This window comes from Leisingera sp. G5_S3_59_S7, from assembly GCF_054968485.1.
Genome location: NZ_JBQKUH010000002.1, coordinates 1 through 23584 on the forward strand (window position 1 = coordinate 1; position 23584 = coordinate 23584).

Consider the following 23584-nt stretch of genomic DNA (forward strand, 5'->3'; position numbering starts at 1 on the left):
TCCGCGGCCGGGTGGCAGGCTCCGGCTTTGGGCAGGAACCTGAGAATTCATACCATGCGGTCAGGCGAGGCTGCCGTGGCAGTGCTTGAACTTTTTGCCGGAACCGCACGGGCATTTGTCGTTTCGCGACGGGTTGCCCCAAGTGGAGGGGTCATCTTCGACAAACCCCGGTGCGGGGTCTTCTGCCGCGGCTTCAGCAGGGGCAGGCTCGGCCGCCATCTTCTGCATCGCGGCCTGCCGGGCTGCCATTTCCATCAGCATCTGCTGCTGCTCTTCCTCGGTCATCGGACGCACCCGGCTCAGCTGCTGGGACACTTCCTCCCGCAGGGAGTCGAGCATGCTTTCAAACAGCTGGAAGCTTTCGTTCTTGTACTCGTTCAGCGGATCGCGCTGCGCATAGCCGCGGAAACCGACCACAGAGCGCAGATGCTCCAGCGTCAGCAGGTGTTCGCGCCATTTCTTGTCGATGGTCTGCAGCAGCACCTGCTTTTCGATGTTGCGCATGTTTTCCGGGCCAAAGGCTTCGGCCTTTTCCGCCATCAGCTTGTCGGAGGCTTCCACCAGGCGCTCGCGGATCTGTTCGTCATCGACGCCTTCCTCGGCAGCCCATTCGGCCACCGGCACCTCGACGCCCAGCATTTCGCGCACCTGTTCCTGCAGGCCCGCGGTGTCCCACTGGTCGGCATAGGTCTTGGGTGGCATGTGAGTGTCGAGCAGGTCGTCGATCACCTCGTGGCGCATGTCATCGACGATCTCGGACAGGTCTTCCGCCGCCATGATCTCGCGGCGCTGGCTGAAGATCACCTTGCGCTGGTCGTTCATCACGTCGTCGAACTTCAGCACGTTCTTGCGCATGTCGAAGTTGCGGCCCTCAACCTTGGCCTGGGCGCGTTCCAGCGACTTGTTCACCCAGGGGTGAATGATCGCCTCGCCCTCCTTCATGCCCAGCGACGACAGCAGCTTGTCCAGCCGCTCGGAGCCGAAGATGCGCATCAGGTCGTCTTCGAGGCTGAGGTAAAAGCGGGTGCGGCCCGGGTCGCCCTGACGGCCGGAGCGGCCGCGTAGCTGGTTGTCGATGCGGCGGCTTTCGTGGCGCTCCGACGCCATCACAAACAGGCCGCCGGCGTCGAGAACCTTCTGCTTTTCTTCGGCGTGCTTGGCTTCCTCAGCCGCGCGCAGCTCGGCCGGGTCGGCCTCTGGGTTTGCCTCCAGCGCCTCCAGCACCTTCAACTCGACGTTGCCGCCCAGCTGAATGTCAGTGCCGCGGCCGGCCATGTTGGTGGCGATGGTCACCGCGCCGAAGCGGCCGGCATCGGCAACGATCTGCGCTTCCTGCTCGTGGTGGCGGGCGTTCAGCACGTTGTGCTGGATGCCTTCCTTCTCGAGCAACTGGCTCAGCAGTTCGGATTTCTCGATCGAGGTGGTGCCCAGGAGAACCGGCTGGCCCTTTTCATGCGCCTTTTTGGCCTCCTTGATCATCGCCTCGTATTTCTCGCGGGCGGTACGGTAGACCTGATCGTCTTCGTCGACCCGAGCGATCGGGCGATTGGTCGGCACTTCGACCACGCCGAGGCTGTAGATTTCGGCAAATTCTTCGGCCTCGGTCATCGCGGTGCCGGTCATGCCCGACAGCTTGTCATAAAGGCGGAAGTAGTTCTGGAAAGTCACAGACGCCAGGGTGGTGTTTTCCGGCTGAATCTGCACGTCTTCCTTGGCCTCGATGGCCTGGTGCAACCCTTCGGACAGGCGGCGGCCCGGCATCATGCGGCCGGTGAATTCGTCGATCAGCACCACCTGGCCGTCGCGGACGATGTAATCCTTGTCGCGCTGGAACAGCTTGTGCGCGCGCAGCGCCTGGTTCACGTGGTGCACCACAGTGGTGCTTTCCGGATCGTAAAGCGAGGCCTCTTCTTCCAGCAGCCCATGCTCGCGCAGCGTCTGCTCGAGATACTCGTTGCCGTCCTCGGTAAAAGTCACGCCGCGGGTTTTCTCGTCGATCTCATAGTGCTCCTCCGACAGGAGCGGGATAATCTTGTCGATGGTCGAATAGAGCTCCGAGCGGTCTTCAGCCGGGCCGGAGATGATCAGCGGCGTCCGGGCCTCGTCGATCAGGATCGAGTCCACCTCGTCGACGATGGCAAAGTTGTGCTGCTTCTGGAACACCTGATCCAGCGACGGTTTCATGTTGTCGCGCAGGTAATCAAAGCCCAGCTCGTTGTTGGTGGCATAGGTGACGTCGCAGCCATAGGCAGCCTGCTTTTCCGGGTCGGCCTGGCCGGACCAGATCACGCCGGTGGTCATGCCAAGCTGGGCGAACACCTTGCCCATCCATTCGCTGTCGCGCTTGGCCAGGTATTCGTTCACGGTGACCACATGCACGCCCTTGCCGGTCAGCGCGTTCAGATAGGCCGGGAAAGTCGCCACGAGGGTTTTGCCCTCGCCGGTCTTCATCTCGGAGATGTTGCCCTGGTGCAGGAATACGCCGCCCATCAGCTGGGTATCAAAAGCGCGCAGACCCAAGGCCCGCTTGGCCGCTTCGCGCACGTTGGCAAAGGCCTCCGGCAGCAGAGCGTCCAGGCTTTCGCCGCCCAGGGCGCGCTTGCGCAGTTCTTCGGTCTTTCCGATCAGCCCGTCATCGCTGAGCTTCGCGAACTCATCCTCCAGCGCGTTGATCTGTGCGATCAGCGGCCGTGTCGCCTTGATCTTACGGTCGTTCGGCGTACCGAAAACCTTTTTGGCGAGTGTTCCGAAACCAAGCATGTTTTCTCCAGCGATCCTATCTCCGGCCTTTGCATCGGGCAGGCTTGCCCGCCGTGTCCGCAACCCATAAACAAAGGTGGAAAGACGGTCCTGCCAATGGCCTCAAAGCGATGTAAGCGGCAGGGTTTGGAGTGTCAACGGCACGCCCCCCGGCGGCCAAAGAATAGGAAGGTTTCTATGCGTAAAGGTCTCACATTTCTGTGCGGTATGGCAGTGGCGGCCTGCGCAGCGCTTCCGCTTGCGGCAGTCGCCGCGCCGCATGCCAACACGGTGGTCGCCGCGGTCAATGGCGAGGAAATCACCATCGGCCATATGATCATGGCACGCGAAAACCTGCCGGCGCAGTACAAGCAGCTGCCGGATGACGTGCTGTTTAACGCGATCCTCGATCAGCTGGTGCAGCAGACGGCGCTGAAACAGCAGCTGCATGGCGAGGTGCCCCATTACGTGGAGCTGTCGGTCGAAAACGAAGAGCGCGCGATGCTGGCGGCCGATGTGCTTGAGACGGTAATGGACAATGCCAGCGGCGAAGAGGCGCTGCGCGCGGCCTATGACGAGAAGTATTCCTCCGGCGACGGCGGCGATGAATTCCACGCCGCCCATATTCTGGTTGAAACCGAGGCGGACGCGCTGGACGTCATCAAGGAGCTGGACGACGGCGCCGATTTTGCCACCCTCGCCAAGGAGCAGTCCACTGGACCCTCCGGCCCCAGCGGCGGCGATCTGGGCTGGTTCACCGCTGGCCGCATGGTGCCGGAATTCGAAGAAGCGGTGATGGAACTGCGCTCTGGCGAGGTCTCCGCTCCGGTGCAGACCCAGTTCGGCTGGCACGTGATCCTGCTGCATGAGCGCCGCAAGACCGAGGCCCCTGAGTTCGAAGAAGTGCGCGAGCAAATTGCCGGCGAACTGCGCCAGAGGGCGGTGGAGGCACGCGTCAACGAACTGACCGCCGCGGCCGAGATCGAACGGCCCGAAATCGAGGATCTGGACCCGGCCATTCTCCAAGACCTCAGCCTGGTAAGGAACTGATCATGGCGAAATCCCTGCCCGTCTCGCCGCTGGCCCCTGCCAGCTTTCCCGCTCTGCCGGTCGTCAAAGGGGTGCGCTTTGCCGCTGCCGCTGCCGGGGTGAAGTACCAAGGCCGGACAGATGTGATGCTGGCGGTGATGGATCCGGGCACCACTGTTGCCGGGGTGTTCACCCGCTCCAAGACCCGGTCGGCCCCGGTGCGGGACTGCCAGGCCAAGCTGGGCGGCGGCGCGGATGCCGGCGCGGCAATCCTGGTGAACTCGGGCAACTCCAATGCCTTTACCGGCCATCACGGGCAAACCTCGGTGGCAGAGATCACCTCTGCTGTCGCCGCAGCAACAGGCCTGCCGGCGGAGCGCGTCTTTACCGCGTCTACCGGTGTAATCGGCGAGCCGCTGCCGCACGACCGCATCGTCGCGAAGATCAGTGAGCTGAACGATGCCTTGGACGAAACCGCGCTGGAAGGCGCCGCCAGGGCGATCATGACCACCGACACCTTTGCCAAAGGCGCCAGCGCCACGGTCGGGATTGAGGGCAAAACCATCAAGATAGCCGGCATTGCCAAAGGTTCCGGCATGATCGCGCCGGACATGGCGACGATGCTGGTCTATATCTTTACTGACGCCAAGGTGGAGCAGGCGGCGCTGCAGGCGCAGCTGGCAGAGATCTGCAACCGGACCTTCAACTGCATCACCGTGGACAGCGACACCTCCACCTCCGACAGCCTGATGCTGTGCGCAACGGGCGCCTCCGGCGTGGATGCCACCGGAAACGCGGAGTTTGCGTCCGGGCTGGAACGGGTCATGCTGGACCTGGCGCACCAGGTGGTGCGCGACGGTGAAGGTGCAAGCAAGTTCGTGGAAATCCAGGTGACCGGTGCCGCCTCAGACACCGATGCCAAGGTGCACGGCCTGGCGATTGCCAACTCGCCGCTGGTGAAGACCGCCATTGCCGGCGAGGACCCGAACTGGGGCCGTGTGGTTATGGCGATCGGCAAGTCCGGCGCCGCAGCGGACCGTGACCTGCTGTCGATCTCCTTTGGTGATGTTCTGGTCGCGGAAAAGGGCTGGGTCTCGCCCGGCTACAAGGAAGAGCTGGGCGCGGCGGAGATGAAGAAGCAGGAGATCACCATCAAGGTGGATCTGGGCCTCGGCAGCGGCCAGGCCACTGTCTGGACCTGCGATCTGACCCATCAGTACATCTCAATCAACGCGGATTACCGGTCATGAAAACGGTTCTGGTATCGGCTGTTGCGCTCATTGATGCGGATGGGAGGGTTCTGCTGGCGCAGCGCCCCGAGGGGAAATCGATGGCGGGCCTGTGGGAGTTTCCCGGCGGCAAGATCGAGGCGGGCGAAACGCCGGAAGCCGCTTTGATCCGCGAGCTGCATGAGGAGCTGGGGATCGGCACTTGGGCCTCTTGCCTGGCGCCGCTGACCTTTGCCAGCCACTCTTACGAGGATTTTCACCTGCTGATGCCGCTGTTTGCCTGCCGCAAGTGGGAAGGCATTCCGCAAGCCAAGGAAGGCCAGACCCTGAAATGGGTGCGCCCGCAGGACCTGCGCGACTTTCCGATGCCGCCGGCCGATATCCCGCTGATCCCGATCCTGCGCGACTGGCTGTAAGACGCCCGGCCCCGTCCTCCAGACTGCCCGGCAGGTCCGGTTTTCCGCGGTTTACCGGGCATTTAACTGCTGCCGCCCGCATGGGTAATGCTTTGTTAATCAATCTCAGCAAGCATGAGTACACGGAGCAAGCCACTACCCTGAATTGCAAATAGGCGGGATCAGACCATGCTTAGAACAATCGCAGTAGGCAAGTTTTCCCTCGTTCAAGGCAGCTTCATACGGGCACTCCCGGATGGGAGAATCGCGGTGCGGGTTGGCTCGAAGACCTATCAGGGTCAGCCAGTGACACCAGCCGCCTGAGCCGCCACTCACGCACGTCAGGCAGAAAGAAGGGGCAGCTGACATCAGCTGCCCTTTTCCTTACAGGCTCTCTGCCAGGAAATGCCTGTCGCGGAACCTGACTTTCAGGATAGGACGCCTGTCCGTTTGCTACGGAAGGCCGTCCTTTCGCCAGCTTCCATTCAAAGGCCGACACGGGCACTGTGGCTATGCAGCAGCGAAGGGCCTGTTACGATCGGCCGCCAGCCCCAGTAAGAGCCGGCCGCCGAACCCCAGACGCTTCGTCAGCTGCTGCACGAGCTTCCCGGCGCCGGCTTTACCTGCCCCGCGCAATAAAAAAGGCCCCGGCATCTGCGCCAGGGCCTTTCCGCTTTCCGGATCGCAAACTGATCAGTCGAGGGTGCGGGTCACTTCCTCGCGCTCGAAGATCTCGATCACGTCGTTCGGACGGATATCGTCGTAGTTCTCGAACGCCATACCGCATTCCTGACCGGACTGAACCTCGGCGACTTCGTCTTTGAAGCGCTTCAGGGTCTTCAGCGTGCCTTCGTGGATCACCACGTTGTCGCGCAGCAGGCGCACGCCGGCCGAGCGGCGGGCAACGCCTTCGGTGACCAGACAGCCGGCAACCTTGCCAACGCCGGTGACCTTGAAGACTTCCTTGATCTGCGCATAGCCGATGAAGTTCTCGCGGATCTCCGCCGACAGCAGGCCGGAGGCGGCCGCCTTAACATCATCCACCAGGTCATAGATCACCGAATAGTAGCGGATCTCCACGCCCTTTTGGTTCGCGGTATTGCGGGCGGAGGCATTGGCACGGACGTTGAAGCCCATGATCGGCGCACCGGAGGCTTCGGCAAGGCCGACATCGGTTTCGGTGATCGCACCGACGCCCGAGTGCAGCACGCGCACGCGCACCTCCTCGTTACCGATCTTTTCCATCGCCTGAACGATGGCCTCGGCAGAGCCCTGCACGTCGGCCTTGACCAGGATCGGCAGCTCGGAGACGTTCTCGTCTTCCTTGGCCTTGGCCATCAGCTGCTCCAGCGTGGTCGCTGCACCGGCTGCGGCGCGCTTGTCCTTGGCCGCCTGTTCGCGGTACTCGGCGATTTCGCGCGCCTGGGCTTCGGTTTCGGTGACGTTCAGAACGTCGCCCGCTTCCGGGGTGCCATTCAGGCCCAGCACTTCGACCGGAACCGACGGACCGGCTTCCTCAACCCGCTCGCCCTTGTCGTTGATCAGCGCACGGACCTTGCCGTACTGCTCACCCACAACAAAGATGTCGCCCTGGCGCAGGGTGCCGTTCTGAACCAGAACGGTGGCCACGGGGCCGCGGCCCACGTCCAGCTGCGCCTCGATCACGGCGCCTTGTGCGGCGCGGTCGGGGTTGGCTTTCAGCTCCAGGATTTCCGCTTGCAGCGCAATGGCTTCCAGCAGCTCGTCGAGGCCCTGACCGGTGACGGCGGAAACTTCCACATCCTGCACTTCGCCGGACATGGCTTCCACGACAACTTCGTGCTGCAGCAAGTCGGTGCGCACTTTGGTCGGGTCCGCAGCCGGCTTGTCGATCTTGTTGATCGCCACAATCATCGGGACTCCGGCCGCCTTGGCGTGGTTGATCGCCTCGACGGTCTGCGGCATCACCGCGTCGTCCGCAGCGACAACCAGAACCACGATATCGGTCACCTGCGCACCGCGCGAGCGCATCGAGGTGAAGGCCGCGTGGCCCGGGGTATCCAGGAAGCTCAGCACGGTACCGCTTTCGGTCGTCACCTGATAGGCGCCGATGTGCTGGGTGATGCCGCCGGCTTCGCCAGCCACAACGCGGGCGTCACGGATTGCATCCAGCAGCGAGGTCTTGCCGTGGTCGACGTGGCCCATGATGGTGATGACCGGCGGACGCGGCTTCAGATCCTCGTCCTTGTCCTCGACCTCCTTGATCACGTCCTCGACGTCGGCGTCGGAGACACGGGTCACCTTGTGGCCGAATTCCTCGATGATCAGTTCGGCGGTATCGGCGTCGATCGACTGGTTCTGGGTGACCATCATACCCATCTGCATGAGCGATTTCACCACATCGGCAACGCGTTCAGCCATACGGTTGGCCAGCTCGGAAACCACGATGGTCTCCGGCAGCTGCACATCGCGCACAACCTTTTCCCGCTCGACCGAGCCGCCCATAGCCTTCTGGCGCGCACGCTCTTGCTTGCGCTTCATTGCTGCCATCGAACGCTGGCGGTTGCCTTCGCCGCCAGTAGCCTGGCCAAGCGTCAGCTTGCCGGAGCGGCGGTTGTCGTCACGGCCCTTGCCGCGGGACGGGCGCTGATCGCGCTCTCGCTCGGACTTGCGCGGAGTTGCAGCCGGAGCCGGTTTGTTCGGTGCCGGACGCTCTGCCTTGGGGGCAGGCGCAGGCGCAGCGGCAGCCCGTTTGGCGGCCTCCGCTTCCTCGGCGCGCTTGCGCTCTTCCTCTTCGGCTTTCTGGCGGGCGCGTTCTTCGGCTTCGCGCTGCTCGCGTTCCTTGGCTTCCGCTTCGGCGCGGCGGCGCTCACGCTCTTCGGCGCGGGCCTTTTCCTCGGCTTCACGCTGCGCGGTTTCTTCCGCCTCGCGGGCCTTGGCGGCCTGCAGCGCCTTCAGGCGGCGCTCCATCTCTGCGTCGCTGATGCCGGCAGGCCGGCGGGATCCGGACGCTGCCGGTGCAGCACCGCTGCCGCTTTTGGCCGCACCCGGCTTGGGAACCACCACGCGCTTGCGCTTGGTTTCCACTACGACATTCTTGGTCCGTCCATGGCTGAAACTCTGTTTCACGTTCCCCGGACGGGAACTCCCACGCAGACCCAGTGTCTTTTTGCCGTCACTATCGCTCATAAAGCTACTTATCCTTCCGTGCGGCCGCTGCCGCCCACCATTTCGCGCAAACCTTGCAGTCGTTGCGCCTCATCTACAACACGTTTGCTGAGTCCGCCAGAGGCGAGGGCGGCATGTATCACAGTTTGGCGCCCAAATGCCATTCCCAGCTCGTCCGCCGTGAGGCAGCCGATGAATTTGCCCTTGTAGGGCGTGCTCAGCTTCGACTTTCCGCGGCCCGACCCGTCAGAGGCCTGGATCAGCACCCGGGCCTGTTCCTTGGCCAGCCAGTCCTTGACCTTTTCATACCCGGCCACCGCGTCGCCCGACTTGCGCGCCAGGCTGATCAGCCCGACCAGGCGGCGGACCACCTGGTCCTCCACCTCTCCGGCAAGCCCGGCGGAGACCTGGACCTGCGATTTGAAGCCGCGGGCGAACAGCTTCTTTTTGACGGCGGTTTCCAGCGCCGCGCGGCTGGAGGCCACATAGACGCCGCGGCCCGGCAGCTTGCCCATCACATCGGGCACGACCTGGCCTTCGGGCCCCATCACAAAACGGATGAGTCCCTGTTTGGGCTCGGTATCGCCGGTTGCGATGCACTTGCGCTCGCTGCCTTCGGACCGGTCTTTTTGAACGCCGCCGCGTGTCATTCAGGTCTCCTCTGCAAAGCCCGGGATCAGGCTTCGCTTTCCTCTTCGCCAGCGTCTTCGTCTTCCGCCGCTTCCGCTTCCAGCTCAGCCGGATCCACCCAGCCCAGCATGATGCGCGCGGTCATGACCATGTCCTGCGCCTCTTCCAGCGACACGCCGAAGGGCTCCAGGATGCCGTCATCCTTGACCCGCTCACCGCCATCGGAGGTCCAGCCGCCGGCCAGCTCCCAGTCAGCGCAGGTGGCGAAATCTTCCAGCGATTTCACATCGTCTTTGGCCAGCGCTTCGACCATCTGCGGGGTCAGGCCCTCGAACTGGATCAGGCTATCCTCGGCGCCAAGCTCACGGGCTGCATCCAGCGCTGCCTTGGCTTGGGCTTCCAGATAGTCGCGGGCACGCGCCTGCAGCTCTTCGGCGGTGCCTTCGTCAACACCGTCAATGACCAGCAGTTCGTCGAGCTCGACATAGGCAACCTCTTCCAGGTTGGTAAAGCCCTCAGACACCAGAAGCTGGGCAAAGAACTCGTCCAGATCAAGGGTCTCCATGAACAATTTCGTGCGCGCCTCGAATTCCTTCTGGCGGCGGGCCGATTCTTCTTCCTCGGTCATGATGTCGATGTCGAGGTTGGTCAGCTGCGACGCCAGGCGCACGTTCTGACCGCGGCGGCCGATGGCGAGCGACAGCTGCTCTTCCGGCACCACAACTTCGATCTTACCAGCTTCCTCGTCCAGCACCACCTTGGAGACTTCCGCGGGCTGCAGCGCGTTAACCAGGAAGGTCGGCTGATCTTCGTTCCACGGGATGATGTCGATCTTCTCGCCCTGCAGCTCGTTCACGACGGCCTGCACGCGGGAGCCGCGCATACCCACACAGGCGCCGACCGGGTCGATCGAGCCATCGTAGGAGACAACAGCAATCTTGGCGCGCGAACCGGGGTCGCGGGCGACCGCCTTGATCTCAATGATGCCGTCATAGATTTCCGGCACTTCCATCTTGAACAGTTCAGCCATGAACTCCGGCGCGGTGCGCGACAGGAAGATCTGCGGGCCGCGCGGCTCGCGGCGCACGTCCTTGATGTAGCAGCGCACGCGGTCGTTCGGGCGGTAGCTTTCACGGCCGATCTTCTCGTTGCGGCGCAGGATCGCTTCGCCAGCGCCCACATCGACGATGACGTTGCCGTATTCCTCGCGCTTGACCAGGCCGTTGATGATGGTGCCGGCGCGGTCCTTGAACTCTTCGTACTGGCGGTCGCGCTCTGCTTCGCGGACCTTCTGCAGGATCACCTGCTTGGCCGACTGGGCGGCGATCCGGCCCATTTCAACCGGCGGCACTTCCTCGACATAGGTCTGGCCCACCTCGGGGTTCGCCATGTACTGGCGCGCCTGCTCAACGGTCATTTCGGCCTGGTAGTTCTCCAGCTCCTCATCCGCCACAACGGTGCGCACGCGGGTAAAGGTGGCGCGGCCGGTCTTGCGGTCGATCGACACCCGGATATCCATCTCGGCGCCATAGCGGCTTTTGGCCGCACGGGCGAGGCTCTCTTCCATCGCCTCGATCACCAGCCCCGGGTCGATCATCTTTTCGCGCGCCACGGCCTCGGCGGTTTGCAACAGCTCCAGCTGGTTTGCAGAGGTGATAGCCATTACTTTTTCTCCTCTTCGGACTCTTCGGTCTCGATTTCGTCGAATGCGTCTTCGTTGAGCGTCCCGGCCTCTTTGCGCTGACGCAGCATTTCCTTGATCAGATCATCGGTCAGAACCAGCTTGGCATCGCTCAGCCAGTCGAACTTCAGTCCGATGGTCACGGTCTCGCCCTGATCCTCGATGTTGATCAGGACTTCGTCTTCTTCGGTGCCTGCCAGCTCGCCCTTGAAGCGGCGGCGGCCGCCGACCATCTCGGCGGTTTCGAGCTTGGCTTCGTAGCCCTCGAACATCTCGAAGTCTTTCATCCGAGTCAGCGGACGGTCAATGCCCGGGCTGGAGACCTCCAGGGCATAGGCGTCGATGATCGGGTCCTCGACGTCCAGCACCGCGCTGACGGCATTCGAGATATCGGCGCAATCATCCACCTCGATGCCGCCGTTGGGCTTATCGGCCATGATCTGCAGCGTTGTCGACTTACCAGACATCAGCCGGATTCGCACCAGCTCATAGCCCAGATCCTCGATCACCGGGGTGACGATCTCGGCCAGGCGCCGGTCGATGGCAGCTTTGGCAATCAGGTCGTTGGTCATCAGACCTCCACTTGGAGCGGCAGGCGCGAACCTGCAAACACAAAAAAACGGGCGCGCGGCCCGTCGAAATTCCCGGTGGAGCCTTGAGCCAGAGGTTCAACGCGCCGCTGTTGTCAAAGCCATATAGGGGGGATTGGGGAAAACTGCAAGGGAAACGATCCCACAATGCCGAACGTGAATGATATCGTTGGATGGTGACGGAAAAGAGGAGCGGGACAATGAATATAGCGGATACGGCAAGAAAGTATGCGGAGGCTTGGAGTTCCGGTGATCCGGACGCTGTTGCATCCCACTACGCCGAGAACGGCTCCATCACAATCAACCGAGGAGATCCGATTGAGGGACGCAAAGCAGTTTCAGAAATGGCTGCAGGGTTTTATGCGGAATTTCCGGATTTGATCGTATTGCTTGACCACCTTCGTGTCGCCGGAAATCACGTTATGTTCGGCTGGACACTGGAAGGAACCCACTCTGGAACCGGTCAAAAGGTAAGAGTGCCGGGATGGGAAGAGTGGGATCTCGACGCTGAAGGAAAAGTCGCCGAATCACGCGGCTGGTTTGATGCCGGGGAATATGAACGGCAAATTGCGGAAGGGATCTGAACTCAGATCATCCACCAACGCTCGGCAATGCGGCCGTCATCCAGCGGCGCGCGTTGGCCCACCTTGCGCGGGATACCGACGTTGTGCCGGGCAGCCAGTGCCATATCGCTGGACGAAGGGTGATACAAAAACTCGCCCCGGCGCAGCAGTCCGCGCGGTTCCGGCAGGGCCGCCACGTCTACATAACCATCACGCAAAGCCTCAGCCCGGACAGCCGCGTCGGGGATCACGATGATCTCCACCGCATCCGCCCACCCGGCAGTTCCGGCCTTGTAGTGATCCGCCACCCTGGACGCGCGGAAATGCCGGCCTTCCTGGGCACGCTCCACTTTGTAGCAGCCGGTGCCCATCGCAATTGACAGCGGCATGGGGAGATTGCCGCCGGCCGCAATCATCTGATCGGCGCTGGCCAGCAAGTAGGGCAGATGCGGGTTGGGCTGCGACAGCTCCACCAGCAGCTGATGGCTGCCTAGCGCGGTAATGGCCTGCACCTCTGCACCGGTGATTCCCTGCGCCAAGAGCGAGGTGGCAGCATCATCCGCCGTCAGCGGGCTGCCATCGTGAAACGCCACCCCTTCACGCAAGTTGAAGGTCCAAGTCCGGGCATCCGCTGTCGAGTGCCAGCCTGTGGCCAGCTCGCCGCGCAGCAGCCCGTCCGGGGCGATTTCGGTCAGCGTGTCATAAATCGCGCCGCGGGCGGCCTGTTCCAGCATCCCGCCATCGCGCGGAACCGCCAGCCGAAGCACGCCGCCGGCCTTTGGCGAAGCATGGACCGATCCGCCGGCAGCCGCCAGCAGGGCAGCGGCAGCACCCGAGGTGAACAGCGCGCGGCGGTCGATGCGCGTCATGGCACAAGCTCTCCTGCAATCCGGTCCATCGCCCGGACCAGCTCTGCGCTGATTCCCGGCTCGGACAAAGCATGGCCTGCATTGCGCACCATCTTCAACTCCGCGTTTGGCCACAGCTCATTCAGGCGCCAGGCGGAAGACGGCGGGCAGATCATGTCATAGCGGCCCTGCACGATCACGCCGGGGATATGGGAGATCCGCCCCATGTTGGCAAGGATCTGACCGTCGTAATCGAGGAAGCCGCCATTGCGGAAATAATGGTTTTCCAGCCGGGCAAAGGCGCGGGCGTAGTCCCCGGGGCTTTCGCCACTTTGGCCGTTGGAATGCACGGACGCCAGCGCGTTTTCCCACGACGACCAGGCGCGGCCATAGCGCACTTCTTCGTCCAGATTTCCGGAAAACAGCCGCTTGTGATAGGCGCCGATCATGTCATTGCGCTCGCCATCGGGGATCAGCGAGACGAATTTGGCCCAGGTTTCAGGCCAGAATTTGCCGGCGCCGCCGCCATAGAACCAGTCAAGCTCAGCCTTGGTCATCAGGAAGACGCCGCGCAGGATCATCTGCTGCACCCGGTCGGGGTGGGTCTGGGCATAGATCAGCGCCAGGGTCGCCCCCCAGCTGCCACCGAACAAGATCCATGACTCGATGCCGATCTGGCGGCGAATCAGCTCCATATCCGCGACCAGATGCCAGGTGGTGTTGTCCTCGCAGGAGGCATAGGGGCGCGATCGTCCGCAGCCGCGCTGGTCAAACAGAATGATCCGGTAGACATCGGGATCGAAATAGCGCCGCATCGCCGGGCTGCTGCCGCCGCCGGGGCCGCCGTGGCACACAATCACGGGTATGCCGTTTGGATTCCCGCTCTGCTCTGCATATATACGGTGCCCTTGGCCTGCGTCGATCATGCGCTGGTCAAAGGGCTCGACCGGCGGGTAAAGATAATGCACTGCGCGCTTTTGGTCCGGGTATCTATCCATTACTGACCTTAGTGAGACGTCAGACTACAAAAGAGCACACGGAGACAGGAATGCAAGCGCCTCAATCCACGGTCGACCCAGCGGAAATCGCCAAATTCGAGGCGATGGCGGCGGAGTGGTGGGATCCGCATGGCAAATTCAAGCCCCTGCACATGCTGAACCCGTGCCGGCTCGACTACATCACCAAGCAGATTGCCGCCGAATTCAGCCGCGACCTGACGTCACGGAACCCGTTTGAGGGGCTGCGGCTGCTGGATATCGGCTGCGGCGGCGGCTTGCTGAGCGAGCCAATGGCGCGGCTGGGCGCCACGGTTGTGGGCGCTGATGCCGCCGAGGGCAACCTGCCGGTCGCGCGTATCCATGCGGAGCAATCCGGGCTGGAGATCGACTACCGCCACACCACTGCCGAAGCGCTGGCCGGGGCTGGCGAGCAGTTCGACGTGGTGCTCAACATGGAAGTGGTGGAGCATGTGGCTGATCCGCTCAGCTATCTGACCGCGACGCAGCAGTTGCTGAAGCCCGGCGGGCTGGAGATCTGCTCGACCATCAACCGCAACCCCAAGAGCTTTGCCATGGCCATCATCGGTGCCGAGGTGATCATGCGCTGGCTGCCGCGCGGGACCCATGAATGGTCCAAGTTCATCACCCCGGACGAGCTGTTCGAACTGCTGCGCAAGGCCGGACTGAAGCCGGTGGACCGCAAGGGGTTCGTGTTCAACCCGATCACTTGGAATTGGTCGATCTCCGAACGGGACCTGTCGGTGAACTACGTGACTGCCAGCGTGAAGCCCGGCTGAGCCGCCCCTGTCATCGCCCTGCCCGCACGGCCGCCTATCCTTAAGGATAGGTGGTAATCCTTATGCACCCTTTAGTTGCACCGCCCTGATTGTTAACGTCAGGTAACGGACTTGGAATGTTACCCGGTCCGTTTGGGGCAAAGCCCTTGAATTTACTAATTGCTTACCGCTGTTTCCGGCGGGTCCGCCCAAAGGTTGCCAGGACCGCCACTCACGGAATGATGGGGACTGATGGGGAAGAGGGGCGCCTGCTTGCGGGCGTCCTTCTTTTTCGTGCACTCATTTCAATCAACAGGTTGCGGGGACCGGCCGGATCAGCCGCTTTCTTCCAGCTTGCCGCGCAGCTCGCGCAGGATCGGCAAGGTGGCCCGGACCCGGTCGCTGCCCAGCTCCCCGACCACTTCTGAGATCACCGGAATGATCCCCGCCAGCGCCGCATCGCGGGCCTGTTTGCCTGCCGGGCTGATTGCCACCATCTTGCGCCGCGCATCATCCCAATCGGGGCGGACATGGATATATCCCGCGACTTCCAGCTTGCTCAGGGTGTTGGTCATCGCCCCGCGTGTCACGTGGAAGGCCTTGGCCAGTTGTGCGGGCGAGCGTTCCAGCCCGGCGCGGGCCAGGTGGTTCAGCACCGAAAAATGTGACAACTCCATACCCTTAGGCAGCACCTTGCTGAGGCGTGACCGGGCCAGCTGGTCAGCCATAAGTATCTCGCTGAACAGCGATACCGCCAGGGAATGGGTTTCATCCATCAGGGTCCGTCGAACTCCCGGTCGTGGGTCAGGGAAGGCACACGCTTGCGTGCTTCTGCCACTTTTTCGAGGTCGAGATCAACGTACGTCACGCCCGGGTCCTGGCCCGCATCCGCCAGCACCTCGCCCCAGGGAGCGACAGCCAGAGAATGGCCATAGGTCTTGCGGCTGGGCCCGCGCGAGGCCGGGTGCGTGCCGGTCTGCGCCGGTGCCAGCACGAAACAGCCGGTCTCGATTGCCCGGGCGCGCAGCAGCGAATGCCAATGCGCCTCGCCCGTCACATAGGAGAACGCCGCCGGCACCGTAAGGATCTGCGCCCCGCCTTTGGCCAGCGCCCGGTGGAGGTGCGGAAAGCGCACATCGTAACAGATGGTCATGCCGATGTTGGCAAAGGGTGTTGCTGCCACGACGGCTTTGGTGCCCGGGCGGTAGCCATCGGACTCGCGGTAGGTTTCTTCCGGCGTAACCTCCACATCAAACATGTGGATCTTGTCATAGCGCGCGGTGATTTCCCCCTGCGGGCTGATCAGGAACTGCCGGTTGGCAAAGCGGCCGTCCGCGTCTTGGGTCTTGACCCCCAGCGAGCCCAGCAGCAGCCAGACCCCGTGCTTGGACGCCTCTTCCCGCAGGGCGGCCAGGGTCGGGTCGCCCTCCTCGTGGCAAAGAACGCCATTCTGATGGGTCCGGCTGCCGGAGAGGCAATTGGTGACCTCAGGGGTCAGCACAAAACCGGCCCCGCCGCGCACAGCCTCCGCCATCATTGCTTTCACCGTTTCCAGGTTTTCAGCCGGATTATCGGTGGATGTCATCTGAAGCAGAGCTGCGCGCATTGTGTCTCTCCGGGATCAGGCCGCCAGCAGCGGGTCGAGCTTTCCCGCCTGTTCCAGCGCAAAAAGGTCGTCACAGCCGCCCACGTGGGTATCGCCGATGAAGATCTGCGGCACTGTGCGGCCGCCGTTGGCGCGCTGGATCATCTCTGCCTTGCGCTCCGGCTGCTCCAGAACGTTAACTTCGGAAAAAGCCACGCCTTTCTGGTTCAGCAACCGTTTGGCCGCATGGCAGTAGCCGCACAGAGGCGAGGTGTAGATTTCAACCGTTTTCATTCAGGACCCCATATTCTGGTTTCGAAGGTTGTGGAGGAATTGGGGATTCATTGCAACAATTGCCAGAGGCAGGCGGAATGCCTCACGTTTGCGTGACCCGGGCCAGTACCGCCACCCGCACCTCGGCTGCGCCGGCCCGCAGGCAGGCGTCAGTGCAGGCGCTGAGCGTCGCGCCAGAAGTCATCACGTCATCCACGATCAGCACGCTGCGGCCCCTGATCCTGTCCAGCCGGCCCGGATGCGCGCAGATCGCAGACCCCAGCAGCTGATAGCGCTGGTCCCGCGTCTTGCCCTCCAGCGCAGGTGTTTGCCGGATTCGGCGCAGCAAGTCCGGGCAATGCTCCAAACCCGCGCGTCCCGCCAGCGCCTCTGCCAGCAGTGCAGACTGGTTGTACTTGCGCTTCAGCAGCCGCGTCCAATGCAGCGGCACTGGGCAGATGACCGGATTATCCTGCAAAAGCGGTTGCGCTGCGCGTTCAAGCCAAACCGCGGCGGTCATGGCGATTTCAGTCCGGTCCCCGTGTTTCAGGGCCAGCACCAGTTTGCGTCCCTGCCCCTCATATAACAGCGCCGAGCGCCCCCGGCTCCAAGGCCGCGGATGGCGCAGGCAGCTGTCGCATTCCAGGCGGAAACCGTCCCCCTCCCCCGGCAACGGGGAACCGCAGCCCTCGCAGACAGTGCCGCTGATGAAGCGCATCCCGGACCAGCACGTGCCGCACAGGCCAAAGTCGCTGCCGACCAGCCCGCCGCAGCCCAGGCACTGGGCTGGATAGATCAGTGAAACAGCGGTTTGAATCCCCGCCAGCAGCATCTAAATAGCCCCCATGACACAAGCGCCCGCACAACTCTTCGACCGCCGCGCACTGGCGGCCCGCCGCGCCCGCCGGCGCGCGGACGCCTTGTTCCTGCACCAGATGGCGCGGGATGAGGCCGAGGATCGCCTGAGCCTGGTTAACAGAACCTTTACAGCACCCGCCGTGGTCTCCCCTTTCCCGGAGGTCTGGGAAGGGTTTCAGCCGGACGCGGAGATTGTGGCCGACACGGACGTTCTGGCTTTGGAACAAGGCGCGCATGATGTGGTGATCCATGCCATGTGCCTGCACTGGGCCAATGATCCGGTCGGGCAGCTGATCCAATGCCGCCGCGCCCTGACGGAAGACGGGCTGCTGCTGGTCATTCTGCTGGGCGGCCAGACCCTGCATGAGTTGCGCGCGGCCATGGCAGAAGCTGAGACCGTTGTGATGGGCGGACTGTCCCCCCGCGTTGCCCCGATGGGAGAGATCCGCGACTTGGGCGGGCTGCTGCAGCGGGCCGGTTTTGCACTGCCGGTGGCGGACCTGGTGCCGCTGACCGCTGAATACCGCGACCTGACCCATCTGATCCACGACCTGCGCGGCATGGGGGAGACCAACGCCCTTGCCCAGCGCCTGAAACACCCGGCGCCGCGCGGCCTGTTCCAGCTGGCCGATCACATCTACCGCGAGCATTTCGCCACCGCTGACGGCCGGCTGCCCGCAACATTTGAGCTGGTCTGCCTCACCGGCTGGTCGCCGTCGGACAGCCAGCAAAAGCCCCTGCGCCCCGGCTCTGCCCAGATGCGCCTGGCCGATGCGCTGAAGGTGCCGGAAACCAAGCTCGACCCCTGATAACTTTCCGCTATGGCTGCGCCAATGTGATCCAATTGGCCTTCTGCGCGTAAAGACAGTAGTTTGCCGCCAACACCGAAATTCTCAGCCCCACAGGACCTGCCCATGCTGGACGCCGCCCGGACCGCCAAATGCCCTGCCCACGCCCCTGCCGATCACCCCAAGATCCCGGCGGAGAAGGTCGGCATCCTGCTGGCCAACCTTGGCACGCCGGACGATCATTCCTATTGGCCGATGCGCCGGTATCTGAATGAGTTCCTGTCCGATAAGCGGGTGATCGACTACCCGTCGTGGAAATGGCAGCCGCTGCTGCAGCTGATCATCCTGACCAAGCGCCCGTTCTCCTCCGGTGCGGCGTACAAGTCGATCTGGAATCATGACAAGGGCGAAAGCCCGCTGATGACCATCACCAAGGACCAGACCGCCAAGATGGCTGAGGTGATGAAGGCGCGGTACGGCGATCAGGTGATGGTCGATTTCTGCATGCGCTACGGCAACCCCTCGACCAAATCCAAGGTGCGGCAGATGGTGGAGGCCGGCTGCCAGAAGATCCTGTTCGTGCCGCTTTACCCGCAATATGCCGGCGCGACCTCCGGCACTGCCAACGACCAGTTCTTCCGCGCCCTGATGGAAGAAGCTTGGCAGCCCGCCGCGCGCACGATCGCGCCCTACTTCGACCAGCCTGCCTATATCGACGCTTTGGCGCGGTCGGTGGAGGAGGCCTATGCCAAGGCAGAAAAACGCCCGGATATCTTGGTGGTGTCTTACCACGGGATGCCGAAACGCTATCTGATGCAGGGCGACCCCTATCATTGCCAGTGCCAGAAAACGACGCGCCTGCTGAAGGAGCGCCTGGGCTGGGACGACACCCAGATCACCTCGACTTTCCAGTCGGTTTTCGGGCCCGAGGAATGGCTGAAACCCTACACGGTGGATCACGTCGCGACGCTCGCCAAGGAAGGTAAGAAGAACATTGCGGTGATTGCGCCGGCCTTCTCTGCCGACTGCATCGAGACGCTGGAAGAGATCAACGAGGAAATCCGCGAAAGCTTTGAGCACGCAGGCGGCGAGGACTTCCTCTATATCCCCTGCCTCAACGATGATGATGACCATATCGCCGCACTCGCCGGGGTTATCGAGCAGAACCTGCAAGGCTGGCTGGACTAAACCGCTTTCCCGGTTCAAATAGGATCCAATATTGGACCGCCGGGCACGCCGGCAGACCGGGGAGAGTTTGGATGACGCTTGCGCATTGGGCCGCCGCCCTTGAACAGTATTGGGGGATCAAGGCGGAACTAAGCCGCCTTGATGGGGAGTATGACCTGAACTTTCTGGCGCGGAAGGCAGATGGTCAGGGCTATATCCTGAAGGCCATGCGCCCCGGCTGCGAGACTTGGCTGGTCGACATGCAGGTGAAGGCATTGGAGCATATCGCCATGCGCCAGCCCAAACTGCCCTGTCCGCGGGTGATCTCCTCTGCTGACGGCCGCTCTCTGCTGACACTCCCGGACGAGAACGGCCAGGGCCGGCTGGTCTGGGTGCTGAACCAGCTGCCTGGGCGCTGCTATGCCAAGGCCGAGCCGAAAAGCGATGCGCTGATCCATGAGGTGGGCCAAGTGCTCGGCGGATCTGCCACAGCGCTGGCGGATTTCCGGCACGAAGGTCTGGAGCGTGATTTCAAATGGGACCTGGTGCGCGCAGGCTGGATTAAGGACCGGCTTTCCTGCGTCACCGATCCCGCACGCCGTGCAATTCTTGAAGAGATCTGCGCGGATTTCGCCAAGTTAGAGCCTGTTTTGACGCAGCTGCCCAAGCAGGCCATCCACAATGACGCCAATGACTATAACATCATGGTGGCGGGAAAACTGGGCGAGCCGCGTCGGGTGTCGGGGCTTATCGACCTCGGCGATATGTGCGCCGCGCCAAGGGTCTGCGACCTGGCGATTGCCGCGGCCTATATCGTGCTGGACCATCCGTCGCCGGAGGCTGCGCTTGCGGCGCTGGTGGCGGGCTACCATGAAGCCTGCCCGCTGACACCCGGCGAAGTAGACATGATATGGCCGCTGCTGCGCGCGCGGTTGGCTGTCAGCGTGGTGAACTCCACCCTGATGGCGGCGGACAACCCGGACGACTCCTATGTCACCATATCGCAAGCGCCGGCCTGGCGGTTCCTGGAAGGCAATACGCTGCATGGCAGTCTGCTGACGGCCCGTCTGCGTGCAGCCTGCGGCCTGCCGGTGGTGGAGGGCGCTGACAGGGTGATGGCCTGGCTGGAGAAGGAACGCGGCAACTTCGCCCCGTTAATGGGGCAGGACCTGTCGGACGCACCGATGGGGGCGCTGTCGGTCGAGGACTCCGCCTGGCCGCAGAACCCGTTCCATATGCCGCTGGAGGAGGCCGCCAGGGTCGGCGAGGAGTTCGAGGACAATGGCCGGATCTGGCTGGGCTACTATCATGAGCCGCGGCTAATCTACACGGATGCTGCTTTTCGCAAAGGACCGTGGAAAGCCAGCAACCGGCGTACCGTGCATCTGGCCATCGACGCCTTTGCCACGGCCGGCACACCGATGTTTGCCCCCTTGCGCGGTGAGGTCTTTGCAGCCGAATACCGCGACGGTCACTTGGACTACGGCGGCGTGATCATCCTGCGGCACGAGACGCCGGAGGGCGATCCGTTCTATACCCTATACGGCCATCTGGACCCAGAATTCCTCGACCGGCTGAAGCCCGGCAGTATCGTCGAGAAAGGCGAGGAACTCTGCCGCCTGGGCGATCCCGGCCAAAACGGCGGCTGGGCGCCGCATGTGCACTTCCAGCTTGCGCTGACCACCGACGGAATTGAGGCCGATTGGCCCGGCGTCGGCGATCCTGATGAGATGTATTTGTGGCAGGCTCTCTGTCCGAATCCGGCGGCGCTGCTGAACCTGCCGGATGAAAAGGTCCGCTATCACCCGGTCAGCAAAAACGATGTTCTGGCAGGCCGCCGCGCCCATTTCGGCGGCAACCTGAGCCTTACCTACAAAGACCCGGTGATGCTGCTGCGCGGCTGGAAACATCACATGTTCGACGAATGGGGGCGGCCTTATCTGGACGCTTACAACAACGTCCCGCACGTCGGCCACGCCCATCCGCGTATTCAGGCGGTGGCGGCGGATCAACTGAAACGGATGAACTCCAACACCCGCTACCTGCATCCGGCACAGACCGCCTTTGCGGAAAAGGTGCTGTCAAAACTGCCGGACCGGTTCGAGGTCTGCTTTTTCGTGAACTCCGGCACCGAGGCCAATGAGCTGGCCCTGCGCCTGGCTCGCGCCCATACCGGCGCCAAGGGCATGGTGACGCCCGATCACGGCTACCACGGCAACACCACCGGAGCGATCAGCATCTCCGCCTACAAGTTCAACAAGCCCGGCGGCGTTGGGCAGGCGGATTGGGTTGAGCTGGTGGAAGTTGCCGATGACTATCGCGGCTCGTACCGGCGCGGCGATCCGGACCGGGCGCAGAAGTTCGCGGATCTCGTAGACCCGGCAATCGCCCGTCTGCGGGAAAAGGGCCACGGTGTTGCCGGTTTCATAGCCGAAACCTTTCCATCTGTCGGCGGCCAGATCATCCCGCAACAAGGCTACCTGGCTGCGGTTTATGAAAAAATCCGCTCCGCAGGCGGTGTCTGCATCGCTGACGAAGTGCAAACCGGCCTGGGCCGTTTGGGGGCATACTACTTTGGCTTTGAGCATCAGGGGGCGCTGCCGGATATCATTGTGATGGGCAAACCGATCGGCAATGGGCACCCGCTAGGCGTATTGGCCACAACCAAGGAAATCGCCGCGAGCTTCGACAACGGGATTGAGTTTTTCTCAACCTTTGGCGGCTCGACCCTCTCCTGCCGAATCGGCAAGGAAGTTCTGGATATCGTCGATGACGAACAACTTCAGGAAAATGCCCGAGTGGTCGGCGCTCAGCTGTTTGACGGGTTGAAGGCACTGGAGGAGAAGCACGCTTGCGTCGGCGATGTGCGCGGAATGGGCCTCTTTCTGGGGGTGGAGCTGATCAATCCGGATGGCTCCGAAGCCACGGAGATCTGTTCATACATCAAAAACCGGATGCGCGATCACCGGATCCTGATCGGCAGCGAAGGTCCCAAGGACAATATCCTGAAAATCCGCCCGCCCCTGACAATAGATTCGGATGACGCAAACATGATCACCAGTGTTCTGGACAAGATCATGCGCGAGGTGGAAGCAGTCTGACTGCCCTTATCGCAGAGGTGTGCAGGCAACAAAAAAGGCGGTGGAGAACCACCGCCTTCTCTGTAACCGTGTATCGAAATTAGTTCGATGCAACAGCTGCGCCAACCAGAACCAGCAGCAGCAGCGGCAGCAGGATGCCGCTGGACGAGCCCTGTGCTTCTTCAACGATGACCGGCGGTTCTACAACCGGCTCGGACAGGTTGCCTGCAGTTGCGGTCGAAGCAGCAGCGGTCAGCGCGGCAGCGATAACGAGTTTTTTCATGTTAACCTCCAGAATTTGCGCGGGCCATAAAGCTGAACCGCGCACCCAAGACATACCTCGTATTTTTTTCTAACCAGCAAAATCGCGCGATTGCAAATGCTTGTTATAGTTAACAGGCTAGCGCTTGTTCCCGTGGCGTCAAATTAGCAACACCTGTGTGCCCACTTTGGCGAAGCTGAACAGTTCGGCGATGTGTTCATTGTAAAGCCCGATGCAGCCATTGGACGATTTACGTCCGATTTTGCGCGTGTCATGGGTTCCGTGGATCCGGTAATACTTCCAGCTGAGGTACAGCGCATGGGTGCCAAGCGGGTTGTCCGGTCCCGGCGGCACGTATGCGGGCCATTCCGGATTGCGTTTGAGCATGTTCGGCGTCGGCGACCAGCTGGGCCCTTCCACCTTGCGCACCACCTTGGTGCGGCCGCGGCGTGTCAGATCGTCAGACAGCGGCACCGAGGAGGGAAAAAGCTTGTACGTGGTTCCATCCGCAGACCAGTAGTGCAGCGCCCGGCTGTCGATATCGACAAGAATCGCGCCGTTGCGCAAATTGTCGAAATACGGCCGCCACGTCTTAGCCCGGAAAGCAGAGATATTGCGCTGGACCGGCGGTTCCGGCTCCGGCGGCGGCCGCAGCGGGTCGAAAGCCTGCTGAGAGTTTCCGGAATCTTCCTGCGCCAGCGCGGAGGAGGAAATCAGGGCGGCGCCGCCGGCAAGAAAGTGCCGCCTGCTGAAGGTCTTAAATGGGATACGGGACATGGTTCATTCCAACTTGCGCAATCGGGATACAGGATTTTAGCATTTTATGGCCGGAAAGCCGCAGTCGCAAACCAATCCGTCACCCCGGTCCGCATATTTCTGCCACCCCGTTTGCCTCCCGGCCACAGGAAGGATAAGTGCAAAAGCAACTGACGGAGCATGAGAGAAT

The 23584-nt window shown here is 62.5% G+C and carries 21 protein-coding genes; 8 read left to right on the top strand and 13 right to left on the bottom strand.

Annotated elements, in window-relative coordinates; all coding sequences use genetic code 11:
• Positions 1-60: 60 nt before the first annotated feature.
• Positions 61-2760 (bottom strand): preprotein translocase subunit SecA, encoded by a 2700-nt coding sequence (gene secA, locus ACTRWG_RS01280; protein WP_027235974.1) that lies wholly within the window; start codon positions 2758-2760, stop codon positions 61-63.
• Positions 2761-2937: 177 nt separating this feature from the next.
• On the opposite strand from secA, the gene ACTRWG_RS01285 reads away from it, so the two are divergent.
• Genes ACTRWG_RS01285 through mutT form a run of 3 tightly spaced genes read left to right on the top strand, consistent with a single transcriptional unit; the run spans position 2938 to position 5413 of the window.
• On the top strand, positions 2938-3789 hold the full coding sequence (locus tag ACTRWG_RS01285; protein WP_027235973.1) for a peptidylprolyl isomerase: 852 nt from the start codon (positions 2938-2940) through the stop codon (positions 3787-3789).
• A 2-nt stretch (positions 3790-3791) separates the two neighbouring features.
• The gene (argJ, locus tag ACTRWG_RS01290; RefSeq protein WP_027235972.1) at positions 3792-5018 is read left to right on the top strand and encodes a bifunctional glutamate N-acetyltransferase/amino-acid acetyltransferase ArgJ; all 1227 of its coding nucleotides are present in this window, start codon (positions 3792-3794) and stop codon (positions 5016-5018) included.
• Positions 5015-5413, top strand: a complete 399-nt coding sequence (gene mutT, locus ACTRWG_RS01295) for an 8-oxo-dGTP diphosphatase MutT (protein WP_027235971.1) — start codon at positions 5015-5017, stop codon at positions 5411-5413. Before argJ ends, mutT begins: the two co-directional genes overlap by 4 nt.
• Before the next feature lie 672 nt (positions 5414-6085).
• On the opposite strand, the gene infB is transcribed toward mutT, so the two are convergent.
• Genes infB through rimP form a run of 4 tightly spaced genes read right to left on the bottom strand, consistent with a single transcriptional unit; the run spans position 6086 to position 11422 of the window.
• On the bottom strand, positions 6086-8560 hold the full coding sequence (infB, locus tag ACTRWG_RS01300) for a translation initiation factor IF-2 (RefSeq protein WP_027235970.1): 2475 nt from the start codon (positions 8558-8560) through the stop codon (positions 6086-6088).
• Positions 8561-8568: 8 nt separating this feature from the next.
• The gene (locus ACTRWG_RS01305) at positions 8569-9189 is read right to left on the bottom strand and encodes an RNA-binding protein (protein ID WP_027235969.1); all 621 of its coding nucleotides are present in this window, start codon (positions 9187-9189) and stop codon (positions 8569-8571) included.
• Positions 9190-9215: 26 nt separating this feature from the next.
• On the bottom strand, positions 9216-10832 hold the full coding sequence (nusA, locus tag ACTRWG_RS01310) for a transcription termination factor NusA (RefSeq protein ID WP_027235968.1): 1617 nt from the start codon (positions 10830-10832) through the stop codon (positions 9216-9218).
• Complete coding sequence (gene rimP, locus ACTRWG_RS01315) at positions 10832-11422, bottom strand: ribosome maturation factor RimP (RefSeq protein WP_027235967.1); 591 nt, start codon at positions 11420-11422, stop codon at positions 10832-10834. The genes nusA and rimP overlap by 1 nt, the downstream gene beginning before the upstream one ends.
• A 218-nt stretch (positions 11423-11640) precedes the next feature.
• Between rimP and ACTRWG_RS01320 the strand changes: the two genes are divergently transcribed.
• A complete protein-coding gene (locus ACTRWG_RS01320; RefSeq protein ID WP_027235966.1) occupies positions 11641-12024 on the top strand; it encodes an SgcJ/EcaC family oxidoreductase in 384 nt (127 codons plus the stop codon).
• Between the two features lie 2 nt (positions 12025-12026).
• Here the strand turns inward: ACTRWG_RS01320 and ACTRWG_RS01325 are convergent, their stop codons facing one another.
• Both ACTRWG_RS01325 and pip read right to left on the bottom strand, forming a co-directional pair.
• Positions 12027-12872 carry an ABC transporter substrate-binding protein gene (locus tag ACTRWG_RS01325; protein WP_027235965.1) on the bottom strand — a complete coding sequence of 282 codons (846 nt, stop codon included), beginning with the start codon at positions 12870-12872 and terminating at the stop codon, positions 12027-12029.
• Positions 12869-13849, bottom strand: coding sequence for a prolyl aminopeptidase (pip, locus tag ACTRWG_RS01330; protein WP_027235964.1), 981 nt, complete (start codon positions 13847-13849; stop codon positions 12869-12871). The genes ACTRWG_RS01325 and pip overlap by 4 nt, the downstream gene beginning before the upstream one ends.
• A 50-nt stretch (positions 13850-13899) precedes the next feature.
• Here pip and ubiG point away from each other — a divergent pair, with 50 nt between their 5' ends.
• Positions 13900-14646 (top strand): bifunctional 2-polyprenyl-6-hydroxyphenol methylase/3-demethylubiquinol 3-O-methyltransferase UbiG, encoded by a 747-nt coding sequence (gene ubiG / locus ACTRWG_RS01335; protein WP_027235963.1) that lies wholly within the window; start codon positions 13900-13902, stop codon positions 14644-14646.
• A gap of 314 nt (positions 14647-14960) precedes the next feature.
• Here ubiG and ACTRWG_RS01340 read toward each other — a convergent pair whose 3' ends face one another.
• From ACTRWG_RS01340 to ACTRWG_RS01355, 4 genes are all read right to left on the bottom strand, one after another.
• Positions 14961-15401 (bottom strand): MarR family winged helix-turn-helix transcriptional regulator, encoded by a 441-nt coding sequence (locus ACTRWG_RS01340; RefSeq protein ID WP_024092104.1) that lies wholly within the window; start codon positions 15399-15401, stop codon positions 14961-14963.
• Entirely contained in the window at positions 15401-16231 is an 831-nt protein-coding gene (locus ACTRWG_RS01345) for a carbon-nitrogen hydrolase family protein (protein ID WP_027235962.1), read from the bottom strand. The genes ACTRWG_RS01340 and ACTRWG_RS01345 overlap by 1 nt, the downstream gene beginning before the upstream one ends.
• A 15-nt stretch (positions 16232-16246) precedes the next feature.
• On the bottom strand, positions 16247-16504 hold the full coding sequence (grxC, locus tag ACTRWG_RS01350) for a glutaredoxin 3 (RefSeq protein ID WP_027235961.1): 258 nt from the start codon (positions 16502-16504) through the stop codon (positions 16247-16249).
• Between the two features lie 82 nt (positions 16505-16586).
• The gene (locus ACTRWG_RS01355; RefSeq protein WP_027235960.1) at positions 16587-17315 is read right to left on the bottom strand and encodes a ComF family protein; all 729 of its coding nucleotides are present in this window, start codon (positions 17313-17315) and stop codon (positions 16587-16589) included.
• 13 nt (positions 17316-17328) lie between these two features.
• Here ACTRWG_RS01355 and ACTRWG_RS01360 point away from each other — a divergent pair, with 13 nt between their 5' ends.
• The 3 genes from ACTRWG_RS01360 (at position 17329) to ACTRWG_RS01370 (ending at position 22397) form a co-directional block, all read left to right on the top strand.
• On the top strand, positions 17329-18150 hold the full coding sequence (locus ACTRWG_RS01360) for a methyltransferase domain-containing protein (RefSeq protein WP_462828852.1): 822 nt from the start codon (positions 17329-17331) through the stop codon (positions 18148-18150).
• A gap of 105 nt (positions 18151-18255) precedes the next feature.
• Complete coding sequence (hemH, locus tag ACTRWG_RS01365) at positions 18256-19317, top strand: ferrochelatase (protein ID WP_027235958.1); 1062 nt, start codon at positions 18256-18258, stop codon at positions 19315-19317.
• Positions 19318-19388: 71 nt separating this feature from the next.
• Positions 19389-22397 (top strand): aminotransferase class III-fold pyridoxal phosphate-dependent enzyme, encoded by a 3009-nt coding sequence (locus tag ACTRWG_RS01370; RefSeq protein WP_462828854.1) that lies wholly within the window; start codon positions 19389-19391, stop codon positions 22395-22397.
• Between the two features lie 79 nt (positions 22398-22476).
• Here the strand turns inward: ACTRWG_RS01370 and ACTRWG_RS01375 are convergent, their stop codons facing one another.
• Entirely contained in the window at positions 22477-22659 is a 183-nt protein-coding gene (locus tag ACTRWG_RS01375; RefSeq protein WP_024092111.1) for a hypothetical protein, read from the bottom strand.
• Positions 22660-22797: 138 nt separating this feature from the next.
• Positions 22798-23415: a L,D-transpeptidase gene (locus ACTRWG_RS01380; protein WP_027235956.1), complete on the bottom strand. Its 618-nt coding sequence runs from the start codon at positions 23413-23415 to the stop codon at positions 22798-22800.
• Positions 23416-23584 lie beyond the last annotated feature (169 nt).

What these genes read in the sequence shown, in the direction of transcription:
- ACTRWG_RS01305 (WP_027235969.1), bottom strand. Translation starts at nt 9,189, where the DNA reads ATGACACGCGGCGGCGTTCAAAAAGACCGGTCCGAAGGCAGCGAGCGC.
- ACTRWG_RS01370 (WP_462828854.1), top strand. Translation starts at nt 19,389, where the DNA reads ATGACGCTTGCGCATTGGGCCGCCGCCCTTGAACAGTATTGGGGGATC.
- mutT (WP_027235971.1), top strand. Translation starts at nt 5,015, where the DNA reads ATGAAAACGGTTCTGGTATCGGCTGTTGCGCTCATTGATGCGGATGGG.
- ACTRWG_RS01375 (WP_024092111.1), bottom strand. Translation starts at nt 22,659, where the DNA reads ATGAAAAAACTCGTTATCGCTGCCGCGCTGACCGCTGCTGCTTCGACC.
- rimP (WP_027235967.1), bottom strand. Translation starts at nt 11,422, where the DNA reads ATGACCAACGACCTGATTGCCAAAGCTGCCATCGACCGGCGCCTGGCC.
- secA (WP_027235974.1), bottom strand. Translation starts at nt 2,760, where the DNA reads ATGCTTGGTTTCGGAACACTCGCCAAAAAGGTTTTCGGTACGCCGAAC.
- grxC (WP_027235961.1), bottom strand. Translation starts at nt 16,504, where the DNA reads ATGAAAACGGTTGAAATCTACACCTCGCCTCTGTGCGGCTACTGCCAT.
- infB (WP_027235970.1), bottom strand. Translation starts at nt 8,560, where the DNA reads ATGAGCGATAGTGACGGCAAAAAGACACTGGGTCTGCGTGGGAGTTCC.
- ACTRWG_RS01360 (WP_462828852.1), top strand. Translation starts at nt 17,329, where the DNA reads ATGACACAAGCGCCCGCACAACTCTTCGACCGCCGCGCACTGGCGGCC.
- ubiG (WP_027235963.1), top strand. Translation starts at nt 13,900, where the DNA reads ATGCAAGCGCCTCAATCCACGGTCGACCCAGCGGAAATCGCCAAATTC.
- argJ (WP_027235972.1), top strand. Translation starts at nt 3,792, where the DNA reads ATGGCGAAATCCCTGCCCGTCTCGCCGCTGGCCCCTGCCAGCTTTCCC.
- nusA (WP_027235968.1), bottom strand. Translation starts at nt 10,832, where the DNA reads ATGGCTATCACCTCTGCAAACCAGCTGGAGCTGTTGCAAACCGCCGAG.
- ACTRWG_RS01355 (WP_027235960.1), bottom strand. Translation starts at nt 17,315, where the DNA reads ATGCTGCTGGCGGGGATTCAAACCGCTGTTTCACTGATCTATCCAGCC.
- pip (WP_027235964.1), bottom strand. Translation starts at nt 13,849, where the DNA reads ATGGATAGATACCCGGACCAAAAGCGCGCAGTGCATTATCTTTACCCG.
- hemH (WP_027235958.1), top strand. Translation starts at nt 18,256, where the DNA reads ATGCTGGACGCCGCCCGGACCGCCAAATGCCCTGCCCACGCCCCTGCC.
- ACTRWG_RS01345 (WP_027235962.1), bottom strand. Translation starts at nt 16,231, where the DNA reads ATGCGCGCAGCTCTGCTTCAGATGACATCCACCGATAATCCGGCTGAA.
- ACTRWG_RS01340 (WP_024092104.1), bottom strand. Translation starts at nt 15,401, where the DNA reads ATGGATGAAACCCATTCCCTGGCGGTATCGCTGTTCAGCGAGATACTT.
- ACTRWG_RS01285 (WP_027235973.1), top strand. Translation starts at nt 2,938, where the DNA reads ATGCGTAAAGGTCTCACATTTCTGTGCGGTATGGCAGTGGCGGCCTGC.
- ACTRWG_RS01325 (WP_027235965.1), bottom strand. Translation starts at nt 12,872, where the DNA reads ATGACGCGCATCGACCGCCGCGCGCTGTTCACCTCGGGTGCTGCCGCT.
- ACTRWG_RS01320 (WP_027235966.1), top strand. Translation starts at nt 11,641, where the DNA reads ATGAATATAGCGGATACGGCAAGAAAGTATGCGGAGGCTTGGAGTTCC.
- ACTRWG_RS01380 (WP_027235956.1), bottom strand. Translation starts at nt 23,415, where the DNA reads ATGTCCCGTATCCCATTTAAGACCTTCAGCAGGCGGCACTTTCTTGCC.